Source organism: Streptomyces sp. NPDC034670 (assembly GCF_055574875.1).
Window position 1 is genome coordinate 51,352 of sequence record NZ_JBVITR010000030.1, and the last position, 12,250, is coordinate 63,601.

Consider the following 12,250-nt stretch of genomic DNA (forward strand, 5'->3'; position numbering starts at 1 on the left):
CCCGCCCCCCGCGCCGGAGAGGGGAGTCGTGATCGGGATCGCCGACGTCGAGGCCGCGGCCGAGCGGATCGCCGGGCACGTGGTGCGGACCCCGACCGTGCCGAGCCCCGGGCTGTCGGCGCTGCTCGGGGTTCCGGTCACCGCGAAACTGGAACTGCTGCAGCACACCGGCTCGTTCAAGGCACGGGGCGCGGCGGCGAAGCTGCTGTCGCTCGGCGAGGCCGCGCGGGCGGCCGGGGTCGCGGCGGTGAGCGGCGGCAACCACGGGATCGCCCTCGCGGTCATGGCCCGCGCCCTCGAGGTGAAGGCCACGGTGGTGATGCCGCGTTCGGCGCCCGCCCGGTCGGTGGAGATCGTGGAGTCCACCGGCGCGACGGTGCGGCTCACCGACGACATGGAGAGCGCGTTCGCGCTCCTGCCGCGGCTGAGGCGGGAGGGGCTGACCCCGGTGCACCCCTTCGACGATCCCGTGGTGATCGCCGGACAGGGCACCGTCGGGCTGGAGCTGGCCGCGGACGCCGGCGACCTCACCGACGTGCTGGTGAGCATCGGGGGCGGCGGGCTGATCGCCGGCGTGGCGACGGCGCTGCGGGCGCTGCGGCCCGGGGTGCGGGTCTGGGGCGTGGAGACCGAGGGCGCGCAGGCGATGTCCGCGGCGCTGGCGGCGGGCGGCCCGGTGCCGGTCGCCCTGTCGTCGGTCGTCTCCACGCTCAGCGCCCCGGCCGTGTCGCGGCTGACGTACGAGCATGCCGCGCAGCTGGTCACCGAGGTGCTGGTGGTGCCGGACCGGGAGGCCGTGCTCGGCTCGCTCGCCCTCGCGGAGCACGCCAAGGTGTGGGCGGAGCCCGCCACCGGCTGTCTGCTGCCCGCCGCGCGGCGGGTGCGGGAACGGGTCGGCGAGGGGGCCCGGCTCGGGCTGGTGGTGTGCGGGGGCAACGCCACCATCGATGACGTGATCGCCTGGGCGGACCGCTTCGGGCTGCGCTGAGCGTCCCGGCCCGCGCGGACGCCCCCGCCACCGGCCGGGGCGAGGGGCGGGACCGCCGGAGCGGCCCCTTCCCTCCGCACGGCCGTCCGCCTTCCTGGACGAAGGACGGGAGTCCCGCCGGCCGCGTTCCCCGGACCTTCCTTTGAACGGATCCCGTCCGGTCCTCCGTATCCCTGGGGAAGGGGAACCGGCGGTTTCGAAGAGGGATGGCCATGGGCAGGGCGCACGTCTCCGCACACCCGTCGGTCGGCGGGCGGTACCGGCTGGTCGAGGTCACCCACCGCGAGACCAACAGCGTCTGCTGGTACGCCGACGACCTGCACACGGGCCGCCCGTGCCTGGTCACCCGGATCGGGCTGCCCGGGGAACCGGACGGCGCCGCACGCCGTGTCCCGTCCCGCGTCCTGCGGACCGCCGGGCACGTGTCGCGGCTGTGCCCCGGCCGGACCGCCACCGTCGTCGACGTCGTCGACGCCCGCGACGAGGACGGCGCCCTGTGGACCGTCACCGCCTGGATCGACGGCACGCCGCTCGGCGAGGTCCTCGCCGAGCGGGGCGCCCTCACCCACGCGCGGGCCGCCCGCATCGCGCTGGAACTGCTCGACGTGCTGGACGCCGCGCACGCCGGGGGCGTCACCCACGGGGAGCTCAGCCCCGGCCGGGTGTTCGTGCGGGAGGACGGGCCCGTGGTCGTCACCGGCTACGGACTGGCCGGCGCGACGGCCGCGCCCCGGCTCACCGCCCCGTCGTACGCCGCTCCCGAGCAGGCCCGCGGCGAGCCGGCCGGTCCGGCGGCGGACCTGTGGGCGCTGGGCGCGCTCCTCCACACGATGCTCGAGGGGCGTCCGCCGTTCCGTGACCGGGGCCGGCCCGAGGCCACGCTGAAGGGGGTGGACCGGCTGCCGCCGCGCACGCCGGCGCGGGCCGGTCCGCTCACCCCGGTCGTCCAGGGGCTGCTGCGCAAGGACGCGCGGGAGCGGCCGGCCCGGCAGGCGGTCCGCGAGGCGCTCACCCGCGTGCTCGGCGAGGATTCCGGCGCCGCCCCGGAGGAGGCACGGGCCCCCGGGCCGCGGGGCGGGCGCGCCCCCGCCCCGCGGTACGCCGGCCGGGAGCGGGGCAGACGGACGCTGGTCCTCGGCACCGCCCTGACCGTCCTCACCGTGACGGGGGCCGTCCTCGCCGCGACGCGGGGGCTGCCCGGCACCGGTTCCGCCGCCGACGCGCCGGCGGCCCCGCCGGCCTCGGCGTCCGCGCCGGGCGTCCCCCGGACGCCCGCCGCACCCGTCCCGTCGCCGTCGGACACGGCGGGCCTGCCGCCCGGCTACCGGACCCACCGCGCGCCGGAGGGCTTCTCCGTCGCCCTGCCCGAGGGCTGGGAGCGGCTGGACACCTCGCGCGGCGCCGACCGGGCCTACCGCGTCACCTTCGGCGCGGAGGGGGACCCGCGCACGCTCGCCGTCACCTACAGCAGGCGCGTGGGGTCCGACGCCGTGGCCGTGTGGCGGGACGACGTGGAACCGGGCCTGAAGCGGTCCGGCGCCTACGAGCGGGTCGGTCCGATCCGCCCGACGACGTACCAGGGGCGGGAGGCCGCCGACATGGAGTGGCGTGCCGGGACCGGCGGCAGCCGGGTGCGCACCTTCGGCCGCGGGTTCCTCCTGGGCGGCGGGCGCGGCTTCTCCCTGCGCTGGACGACGCCGGCCGCCGCCTGGGAGGACGGCGCGAACCGGGAGGCGCTGCGGACCTTCCTGCGGACGTTCCGCCCGGCCTCAGGCTGAGCCGCGCGGTGGGGGTCCCCCCGGCGCGGGCGGGGCCGGGAACCCGGGAGCGCGCAGCGCGCGCAGGGGGGGCCGGTGCAGCGGGCGGGTGTGCCAGCGCGCCGTGAAGGTCCGGTCCGCGAGGGAGCACGTGATCCCCAGGCGGTGCGGGGTCTCCAGGAAGACCACGTCCACGGCGAGGGTGCCGCCGTCGGTCCAGCCGCCGCTCACGGCGGTCGGGACGGGCTCCTCGGCGGTCGTCCAGCCCGGCCCGCCGAGCCGCACGGCGAACCGGTGGCCGCCGTCGGTGAGGCACAGCGTCCAGCCGCCCCCGGCGTCCGCCGCGACCTCGGCCGCGGTCAGGGTCGGCTGGTCGGCGCAGGCACCGCCGTGCGGGGCGAACACGGCGGCGGACCAGTCCCGCGCCCGCTCCGGCGGTGCGGGGCGTCCCTCGGCCGGCGGCAGGGCGAGCCGTTCGAGGCGCTCGCGCAGGGCGGTGTCCGCGGCCTCCCGGCCGAGGAGCGGTGCGGGACGGAAGGCGGGCAGGAGGTGCCGCCAGACCAGGTCCAGGTAGTCCTGCATCCGCTCGGTCGCCGTGGTGGCGGCGATCACCGCGTCGTGCCCGGGCAGGACCAGGCAGAACTGCCCGTACGCCCCGTCGCCGCGGTACCCGTGCCGGGACGTCCAGAACTGGTAGCCGTAGCCCCGGTCCCAGTCCGGCCGGCCCGCCCCCATCGCCCCGGCGGTCGGGACGCGCGGGCGCGAGGCGCGGGCGGCCCACCCCGCGGGCAGCAGCCGTCCGCCCTGCCACATCCCGTCGTCCAGGTACAGCAGGCCGAGCCGGGCGACGGCGTCGGTGGCGGCGTGCAGGCCGCTGAAGCCGATCTCGCGGCCGGTGCCGTCCCGTGCCCACGACGTCTCGCCGATGCCCAGCGGGTCCAGCAGCCGCGGCCGCAGGTAGGAGGTGAGGGACTGCCCGGTGACGCGCTGCACGATCGCGGCGAGCGTGTAGGTGTTGGGCTGGTTGTAGGCGAAGACCGTGCCCGGTGCGCGGTCCGGGGGCAGCAGCAGGAACCCGCGCACGGGTTCGGCGGGGTCGGCGCCGTACGCGTCGTCGACGGTCTCGCTCTCGTGGCCGCTGGCCATGGACGCCACGTGCCGCACCCGCATCGCCCGGCTGCGCGGGTGGGTGATGTCGGCCTCGAACTCCGGGAAGTACGACAGCACCGGGGCGTCGAAGTCGATCAGCCCCTCGGTCTCGGCGAGGGCCGCCGCGGTCGCGGTGAAGATCTTGCTGAGCGAGTACAGCAGGTGCGGGCGCCCCGCGGTGTACGGCGCCCACCAGCCGGAGGCCACGAGGTGGCCGTGGCGCAGGATCATCAGACTGTGCGGCTCGATGTCCGGGGCCGCTTCGAGGGCGTCGAGGAAGGCGTGGACGCCGGACGCGTCGACACCCCGGGCGGCCGGAGCGGCGGAGGGGATCGGGTGGGCGGTCATGCGGGGATCCTGCCCGGTCGCCGGCGGGTGATCCACCGTTTTCCCGCTCCGCGACCGGGGACCCGGACACCATGGTGCGAATCGGATACACGATGATGACCGAGCAGGCCGGGCCCCGTGAGCTGGTCGGCCACGTGGTGCGGGCCGAGGAGGCGGGCTTCGACTTCTCGGTGACCTCGGACCACTACTTCCCCTGGCTGCGTACGCAGGGCCACTCGCCGTACGCGTGGAGCGTGCTGGGCGCCGCCGCGCAGGCCACCTCGCGCATTCCGCTGATGACGTACGTGACGTGTCCGACGTTCCGCTACCACCCGGCGGTGGTGGCGCAGAAGGCGGCGACGATGCAGTTGCTGTCCGAGGGCCGGTTCCGGCTGGGGCTCGGCTCGGGCGAGAACCTCAACGAGCACGTGGTGGGCGGCGGCTGGCCGTCCGTGGACGTGCGGCACGAGATGCTCGAGGAGGCGGTGGAGATCATCCGCGCCCTCTTCGGGGGCGGTCACGTCACGCACCACGGCACCCACTTCGACGTCGAGTCGGCCCGGCTGTGGGACCTTCCGGACCAGCCGCCGCCGATCGGCGTCGCGGTCTCCGGGAAGCGGTCCTGCGCCCTCGCGGGCCGGCTCGCCGACCTGGTGATCGCCACGGAGCCGGAGGCGGAGCTGCTCGACGCCTTCGACCGGCACGGCGGGGAGGGGAAACCGCGGGTGGGGCAGTTGCCGGTGTGCTACGACCCCGACCGGGACGCGGCCGTCGAGCGCGCCCACGCCCAGTTCCGCTGGTTCGGCAACGGCTGGAAGGTCAACTCCGAGCTGCCCCACCCGGACTCCTTCGCCTCCGCGACCCAGTTCGTCACCCCGGACGACGTCGCCGCGTCGATCCCGTGCGGCAGCGACCCGGAGGACTTCGTCGAAGCCGTCCGCCCCTACGCGGAGGCCGGCTTCACCGAGATCGCCCTGGTGCAGATCGGCGGCGAGTCCCAGCCGCAGTACCTGGACTGGTCGGAGAAGACGCTGCTGCCGGCGCTGCGGGAGGCCTTCGGCGGGCGGTGACGCCGGGGATGCGCGCACCCGTTCCCCTCCCCGGACCGCGGCGGGCGAAGGATTCACCCGGGGGGCGGGCATTTTACGCCGACACGGGGTACTAGGGGGCTCTACGCCCGTACATCCCGGAGGCCCTTTCGTGAACTCGTTCGTGCACAAGACCCTGGTGGTGGAACTCCAGGCGGGCGGCGCGGACCGCTTCGCCGTGCTCGCCCACCTGAGCTACGACCCCCGTGACCCGTTCGCCGTCACCGCCGTCTTCAGCCACGACGGCCGGGTCCTCGCGCGCTGGCAGCTGGACCGGGAGATGGTCACCGACGCCCTCGTCCGCCCGGTGGGGATCGGGGACGTACGGCTGCGCCCGGAGTCCCGGGGCGTGGGGCGGGAGCTGCGGATGGAGTTCCTCGGCGAGGTGCGCGCCGACGGCGGCCGGCACCGCGCGGTGGTGTTCGCCTGGGCCGAGGCGGTCGGCGAGTTCCTGCACGAGACCCACCGGCTGGTCCCCCCGGGGCGCGAGGAGGTCCGCGTCGACGACTTCCTCGCGGACGTGCTCACGGGGCGGTGAGCCGCGGGCGCGCGGCTCACCGCGTCGTGTGCCGGTGCCGGGTCCACAGGGGCAGGCCGAACCAGCACAGCAGGTACCAGCAGACCACTCCGGCGACCAGGTACGGGACGGAGCCGTCGTCCGTCGCCACGCGCAGGATCAGCAGCAGCGCGGCGCTGGTGGTGGCGAGCAGCAGCAACAGGCCGAGCAGGGTCAGCCGGGAGGCCAGCCGCACCGCCTGCGGTTTGATGCGCCGCCCGGCGACGAGGCGGTGCAGGGAGACGGGGCCGATGAGCGCACCGGTGGCGCACGCGCCGAGGACGACGGTGACGATGTAGATGCCCTGGTCCGCGTCGGACAGGTCCTCGTACTTCGAGGTGAACACGACGGTCAGCAGGAAGCCGAAGAGGATCTGGACGCCCGTCTGGGCGACGCGGACCTCCTGGATGAGCTCCTGCCACATCCGGTCCGCTCTCTCGTCCTCGGTCTCGTTGCGCCCCCGGCGCCTCCCCGGCCCCTGCCCCTGTTCCGCGTTCGACACGCTGCGCCTCCCTGGGTCGAGTGACGACGCCCCCTCCCCAAGGGTTCCCCGTCCGCCGCCGCCCTCCCCGGCCGGCCGCGCGGTTTGGGGGTGCGGCGCGCGGTTACACGGACCGCGGCGCCGACGAGGCGCCGGAACCGAGGCCAGGAGGTCGTGGCACGCATGTCCGATACCCAGCTCACCGTGACGCTCAGCGGCGGGGACGCCGACGACGCACGCGTGGTCGTCCGGGCCCTGGAGGGGGCGTTCGGGGCGCCGGAGCAGTCGCCCTCCGACGAGGAGGCCACGGTCCGCGTCGCGACGTTCACCGGAGAAGGGCGTGAGGAGGCACCTCGCACGCAGACCGGCCGGCTGTCGGCTCCGGTGAACGTCACCGTGCAGGGCACCCCGGAGGCGGTGCGCCGGGCGAGCGACACCCTCACGCGGGCCTTCGCGGCACGCGACGAGGGCACCGCCTCCGGTGACCAGGAGCAGGAGAGGCAGCTGCTCCTGGAGCCGTGATCCCCCGCGGGCCCCGGGTCACCAGCGGGATTCGACCCGGTCCCTGATCCGCCGCTCGTAGAGGTCGCGGATGGCCGCGAGCGTCGCGTCGGGCAGCTCCGGCAGCCGGGCGGCGGCCGCGTTGGCGCGTGCCTGCTCGGGCGAGCGGGCACCGGGGATGACGGTGGTGACGCCGGGCTGCTGGATGATCCAGCGCAGTGCCAGCTGGGCCGGCGTGTACCCCTCGGGGGCGAGCGCGGCGAACTCCGCGGCGGCCTCGACACCGGTCGCGTAGTCCACGCCGGAGAAGGTCTCGCCCTGGTCGAAGGACTCGCCGTGCCGGTTGAAGGTGCGGTGGTCGTTCTCGGGGAAGACGGTGTCCCTGGTGTACTTGCCGGACAGCAGCCCGGAGGCGAGCGGGACCCGGGCGATGACGCCGACCCCGGCCTCGCGGGCGGCCGGGAGCACCTCGCGCAGCGGTTTCATGCGGAACGGGTTGAGGATGATCTGCACGCTCGCCACGTTCGGCCGGGCGATCGCGGCCAGTGCCTCGGCGCAGGTCTCCACGCTGACCCCGTAGGCGGCGACCCGCTCCTCCGCCACCAGCGTGTCCAGGGCGTCGAAGACCTCGTCGCGGGAGTAGACGGGGGTGGGCGGGCAGTGCAGCTGCACCAGGTCGATGCGGTCGACGCCGAGGTTGCGCCGCGAACGGTCGTTCCAGGCGCGGAAGTTGTCCAGGACGTAGTTCTCGGGGATCTGCTCGACCCGGCGGCCCATCTTGGTGGCGACCAGCACGTGCAGGTCGGGCCGGCCGGCCAGGAACGACGCGATGGTCTGCTCGCTGCGCCCGTCGCCGTACACGTCGGCGGTGTCGAAGAAGGTGACTCCCGACTCGGCCGCGGTCTCCAGGACCCTCAGGGCTTCCTTGTCGTCGACGTCGCCCCAGTCCGCTCCGAGTTGCCACGTGCCGAGACCGACCACGGAGGCGTGCTGACCCGACCTGTCGAATGTGCGCTCGTCCATGGGGACAGTCTGTCACCCGCCGCGGCGGGCGGCGGCGCCCGGTCCGGCGACGCGGGAGGGGGGCCGGCCGGACGGGCGGGGGACGGGCCGTTCACCGCGTCCGCCGGGGGGCCGGCCGGCTCCCCGGCGCCCGGTCAGGCGCTCGCGGCGGTCCGGCACTCGGGGTGGCCCCAGCCCTTGCCGTTCTTGGCGATGGGTTCACCGGCGGCGTAGGAACGGCCGCACGGACAGCGGCCGGGGAACTTCGCCTTGATCGTGCGGGACGACGAGCCGCCGCGCGGCCGGGACGCCCTGGCCGCGCCGGACCCGCGCTTCGCGGCACCGGTCCGCGGGGTGTCCGGGGACGGCGGCGGTTCGGGCGAGCCCTGCTCGCTGCCGGCGTCCTGCTGGGTGGTGGCCGCCTGGCTGGCGGCGCGGTCGGCGAAGTCGTTGAGCCGGTCGCCGTCGACCTGGTGGGCCGGGACGTAGCGGAAGTCCACCGAGCGGTCCTGCAGGAGGGCGTCGATGCGGACGACGAGTTCCTGGTTGGCGACCGGTTTGCCGGCCGCCGTGCGCCAGCCGTTGCGCTTCCAGCCGGGCAGCCAGGTGGTGACGGCCTTCATGGCGTACTGCGAGTCCATCCGGACCTCGAGCGGCACGGCCGGGTCGGTCGCCGTCAGCAGCCGCTCCAGCGCCGTGAGTTCGGCGACGTTGTTGGTGGCCCTGCCGAGCGCACCCGCCTCCCAGCGGACCGGGGTCTCGGAGGCGTCGGCCACCACCCAGGCCCAGCCGGCGGGCCCGGGATTTCCCTTGCAAGCCCCGTCGCACGCGGCCACAACACGTTCACGCATGCGCCCGATCATGCCACGGCCCGGCGGTGCGCCCGGCACGGCCGGCGCCGCGCGGAGCGGCCCGGGACCCGCCGGGAGGTCGCGCGCGTGATCGGGGAGCACGTCCGCGCGGGCCGGCCGGCGGGGTGAAAACCGTTCGACACGGCGCGCGTCCGCCGCTGGGATGGACGGCATGCGTGCCGTGAGGATGCACCCCGACGAGGTGGACGTCGATGCCGCGCTGGTCGGCCGGCTGGTCGCCGGCCGGTTCCCCCGGTGGGCCGGGCTGCCGGTGGAGCGGCTGCGGTCGTCGGGGACCGAGAACGCCATGTTCCGTCTCGGCCCGGACCTGGTGGTACGGCTCCCCCGGCATCCCGGCGCCGTGGAGGGCGTGGCGCACGAGCAGCGGTGGCTGCCCCGCCTCGGTCCGCTCCTGCCGTTCGCCGTGCCCGAACCGCTCGGGCGGGGCGGGCCCGGTGAGGGTTTCCCGTGGCCCTGGTCGGTGTACCGCTGGCTGGACGGCGCCAACCCGGTCGCGGGGGCGCTCGACGACCCCGAGCCGCTCGCCCGGGACCTGGCCGCGTTCGTCACCGCCCTGCGCGGGCTCGACGCGGCGGACGGGCCGGCGTGCCACCGGGGCGTCCCCCTGGCGAGCCGGGACGCCCCGACGCGCGAGGCGATCGCACGGCTGGCGGGGCGGGTCGACACCGACGCGGTGACGGCGCTGTGGGAGGAGGCCCTGGGGGCTCCGGAGCACACCGGTGCGCCGGTGTGGGCGCACGGTGACCTGTCGCCGGGGAACGTGCTGCTCGACGGCGGACGGCTGGCCGCGGTGATCGACTTCGGCGGCGTGGGGGTGGGCGACCCCGCGGTGGACCTGATCGTCGCCTGGAACCTGCTGCCCGCCGAGGTGCGCGGCGTCTTCCGCGAGGCGGTGGGCGCCGACGGGGCCCAGTGGGCGCGCGGGCGGGGCTGGGCGCTGTCGATCTCGCTCATCCAGCTCCCGTACTACTGGGACACCAATCCGCCGCTCGCGGCGAACTCGCGCCATGTGATCAGGGAGATCCTGGCCGAGCGGGGATGACGGGGATCCCGGGCGGGGGCGGGGCCGGCCGCGCGCCGGCCGGGTCCCGCCCGCCCCGGTCGTCACTCCCCCGCGTGCGCCTTCTCCAGTTCCTCGATGTCGAGTTTGCCCATCGACAGCATGGCCTTCATGGCCCGGTCCGCCTTCTCCCGGTCCGGGTCGCCGATCAGCTCGGTCAGCCGCGCGGGGGTGACCTGCCAGGACACGCCGAACCGGTCCTTGAGCCAGCCGCAGGGGCCGTGCTCGCCACCCCCTTCGACGAGCTTCTCCCAGTAGTGGTCGACCTCCGCCTGGTCGTCGCAGTCGATCTGGAACGAGACCGCCTCGCTGAACGTGAACTCGGGTCCGCCGTTCAGCGCGACGAACCTCTGGCCATTGGCCGTGAACTCCACGGTGAGGACGGAGTCCGTGGCGCCGTACGCGGACTCGGTGTTCCGCAGGACCCGGCCGATGCGCGAGTCCTTGAAGACGGAGACGTAGAAGTCCGCCGCCTCCTCGGCCCGGCCGTCGAACCAGAGACACGTGGTGAATCCGTCGGTGCTCATGAGTACCTCCTGGTGCGGAACGCGGTCATCGGTGTCGACCCCTGCGCGCCGGAGAACTCATCGGCGGACGGCGGACCGGTTCGCGAGCGCCTCCCGGTCCCGTGCTCGCGCGCGCGTGCCGCCGTCACCCGCCCGCCCGGGCCCCTCGCGCGCGGGCGCACACCACCGGCCGCGCGGCTCGCGGCGGCGGAGCCGGGCCCGTCGGCGGGTGGTGCGCGGGCGTCCCCGCGCAAGGGCCGGGCGCCGGCTCGCGCGGGACGTCAGGCCGCCAGGCAGAGCCCGCCGTGCGCGGAGGCCGGCCTTCCCCGGCCCGCCCCGGGCCGGGGGCCGGTGGCACGGACCAGTTCCGCGTGGGCCCGGGCGAGCAGGTCGCCGAGGCCGAGGCCGAGGGCCCGGGCGGCGGCCGCGAGGACCTCCGAGGAGGGTTCCTTGCGGCCCCGCTCCACCTCCGACAGGTACGGCACCGAGATCCGGGCCGCTTCGGCGACGTCCTTCAGCGTCCGCCCCTGGGCGAGCCGCTCCCCGCGCAGCACGTCGCCCACGAGGTGGCGCCACAGCGGTTCCCCGGAAGCGGGGGCGGGCGCGGACGGGGCGGGCGGCGCGGCGGGGCGCGCGGGCCCCGGGGGGACGGCCGCCGGCCGCAGGGGGACGACACGGGCCTGGTTCGGTGTCTGTCGGGTCATCCCCTCAGCCTAGGAACCCCGGCCCCGGGGGGAAGGGAGCGGCGTTCCGCCCTGAGTGAAGGGGGCGGGCGCGGCGTGTGCGGACACGGCCCGGGCCGCCGTGTGCGTTCCTCCCCCCTCCCCCGTACGCTCGGACGTACGAGTGACGAGCGGCCCCGGGGCCGGCGGTCCCGTACGGGTCGCCGGGCCCTCACGACCGCTCGGAACATCGGAGGAATGAGTCCGCACGACCTGGGTACCCGCAAGCCCGGAAGGGCCCTGGCACAGGTCAGCCGTGACATTCGTGGGGAGAGGCAATGGAGGCCGCCGTGATCCGGTCGCAGGCGCAGGTCGTCGACGAGCACACCGAGGCCGGGACGGGCGACGGGAACCTGCCCGGGGTGGCGGATCCGAGAGCCGTCGCCCCGCGCGACGCCAGGGAGCTGTCCCGCCAGTTCTTCCGCCGCCTGGCGGAGCTGGAGGAGGGCACGCACGAGTACCAGTACGCGCGCAACACCCTCATCGAGATGAACATGTCCCTGGTGCGGTTCGCCGCCGGGCGGTTCCGCGGTCGCGGCGACGACATGGACGACATCGTGCAGACCGGCATGATCGGCCTGATCAAGGCCATCGACCGGTTCGAGCTGTCGCGCGAGGTGGAGTTCACCTCCTTCGCGCTGCCGTACATCGTCGGTGAGATCAAGCGTTTCTTCCGCGACACCACCTGGGCCGTGCACGTGCCGCGCCGGCTCCAGGAGCTGCGGGTCGAGCTGGCCAAGGCCCGCGAGGAGCTCGCCAGCCGGCTGGACCGGGAGCCCACCGTCGCCGAGCTCGCCACCCTGATGAACATCACCGAGGACCAGGTCATCGAGGGGCAGATCGCCGCGAACGGGTACAACTCCTCGTCGCTGGACGCCGCCCTCACCGGTGACGGCCCCGAGAACGGCGAGGCCGTCCTCGCCGACTTCATCGGCGTGGAGGAGGAGGGGCTGCGGCTCGTCGAGGACTTCCACGCGCTCGCCCCGCTCATGGCCGAGCTCAGCGAGCGCGACCGGCAGATCATCCACATGCGGTTCGTGGAGGAGGCCACCCAGGCGGAGATCGGCGAACGGCTGGGCTGCTCGCAGATGCACGTGTCCCGCCTGATCAAGCGGATCATCGCCCGGCTGCGCGAAGGCATGCTGGGCGAACTCGGCTGCGCCTGACCGTCGGCGGCCGCCGCCCCCGCCGCACGGACGGGGGCGGCGGCCGCGTCCGTGCGGCGTCGGCCACCGCGTGTC

At 75.5% G+C, this 12,250-nt stretch carries 13 protein-coding genes; 7 read left to right on the plus strand and 6 right to left on the minus strand.

The features are described from left to right. The first annotated feature begins 28 nt into the window (after positions 1-28). Together ACZ56B_RS20255 and ACZ56B_RS20260 are read left to right on the plus strand one after the other, a co-directional pair. Positions 29-988, plus strand: a complete 960-nt coding sequence (locus ACZ56B_RS20255) for a threonine/serine dehydratase (protein WP_468792010.1) — start codon at positions 29-31, stop codon at positions 986-988. Between the two features lie 212 nt (positions 989-1,200). Then, positions 1,201-2,766, plus strand: coding sequence for a serine/threonine-protein kinase (locus tag ACZ56B_RS20260; RefSeq protein WP_468792111.1), 1,566 nt, complete (start codon positions 1,201-1,203; stop codon positions 2,764-2,766). On the opposite strand, the gene ACZ56B_RS20265 is transcribed toward ACZ56B_RS20260, so the two are convergent. Next, positions 2,758-4,242, minus strand: coding sequence for a serine hydrolase domain-containing protein (locus ACZ56B_RS20265; protein ID WP_468792013.1), 1,485 nt, complete (start codon positions 4,240-4,242; stop codon positions 2,758-2,760). The genes ACZ56B_RS20260 and ACZ56B_RS20265 overlap by 9 nt on opposite strands. A gap of 71 nt (positions 4,243-4,313) precedes the next feature. On the opposite strand from ACZ56B_RS20265, the gene ACZ56B_RS20270 reads away from it, so the two are divergent. Beyond that, positions 4,314-5,291, plus strand: a complete 978-nt coding sequence (locus tag ACZ56B_RS20270) for an LLM class F420-dependent oxidoreductase (RefSeq protein ID WP_468792016.1) — start codon at positions 4,314-4,316, stop codon at positions 5,289-5,291. A gap of 130 nt (positions 5,292-5,421) precedes the next feature. Next, on the plus strand, positions 5,422-5,847 hold the full coding sequence (locus ACZ56B_RS20275; RefSeq protein ID WP_468792019.1) for an SsgA family sporulation/cell division regulator: 426 nt from the start codon (positions 5,422-5,424) through the stop codon (positions 5,845-5,847). A gap of 16 nt (positions 5,848-5,863) precedes the next feature. Here ACZ56B_RS20275 and ACZ56B_RS20280 read toward each other — a convergent pair whose 3' ends face one another. Next, entirely contained in the window at positions 5,864-6,289 is a 426-nt protein-coding gene (locus ACZ56B_RS20280) for a DUF6328 family protein (RefSeq protein WP_468792114.1), read from the minus strand. Between the two features lie 240 nt (positions 6,290-6,529). Here ACZ56B_RS20280 and ACZ56B_RS20285 point away from each other — a divergent pair, with 240 nt between their 5' ends. After that, positions 6,530-6,868 carry a hypothetical protein gene (locus ACZ56B_RS20285; RefSeq protein WP_468792021.1) on the plus strand — a complete coding sequence of 113 codons (339 nt, stop codon included), beginning with the start codon at positions 6,530-6,532 and terminating at the stop codon, positions 6,866-6,868. An 18-nt stretch (positions 6,869-6,886) separates the two neighbouring features. Here ACZ56B_RS20285 and ACZ56B_RS20290 read toward each other — a convergent pair whose 3' ends face one another. Then, the gene (locus ACZ56B_RS20290; protein ID WP_468792024.1) at positions 6,887-7,870 is read right to left on the minus strand and encodes an aldo/keto reductase; all 984 of its coding nucleotides are present in this window, start codon (positions 7,868-7,870) and stop codon (positions 6,887-6,889) included. A 134-nt stretch (positions 7,871-8,004) separates the two neighbouring features. Then, a complete protein-coding gene (locus ACZ56B_RS20295) occupies positions 8,005-8,712 on the minus strand; it encodes a ribonuclease H family protein (protein WP_468792027.1) in 708 nt (235 codons plus the stop codon). 160 nt (positions 8,713-8,872) lie between these two features. Here ACZ56B_RS20295 and ACZ56B_RS20300 point away from each other — a divergent pair, with 160 nt between their 5' ends. Beyond that, a complete protein-coding gene (locus tag ACZ56B_RS20300; protein ID WP_468792029.1) occupies positions 8,873-9,763 on the plus strand; it encodes an aminoglycoside phosphotransferase family protein in 891 nt (296 codons plus the stop codon). 62 nt (positions 9,764-9,825) lie between these two features. Here ACZ56B_RS20300 and ACZ56B_RS20305 read toward each other — a convergent pair whose 3' ends face one another. After that, the gene (locus ACZ56B_RS20305; RefSeq protein WP_468792032.1) at positions 9,826-10,308 is read right to left on the minus strand and encodes a VOC family protein; all 483 of its coding nucleotides are present in this window, start codon (positions 10,306-10,308) and stop codon (positions 9,826-9,828) included. A gap of 260 nt (positions 10,309-10,568) precedes the next feature. Then, positions 10,569-10,991 (minus strand): helix-turn-helix domain-containing protein, encoded by a 423-nt coding sequence (locus ACZ56B_RS20310; protein ID WP_468792035.1) that lies wholly within the window; start codon positions 10,989-10,991, stop codon positions 10,569-10,571. A 296-nt stretch (positions 10,992-11,287) separates the two neighbouring features. On the opposite strand from ACZ56B_RS20310, the gene ACZ56B_RS20315 reads away from it, so the two are divergent. Then, positions 11,288-12,175 carry an RNA polymerase sigma factor SigF gene (locus ACZ56B_RS20315; protein WP_468792038.1) on the plus strand — a complete coding sequence of 296 codons (888 nt, stop codon included), beginning with the start codon at positions 11,288-11,290 and terminating at the stop codon, positions 12,173-12,175. The last annotated feature ends 75 nt before the right edge of the window (positions 12,176-12,250 follow it).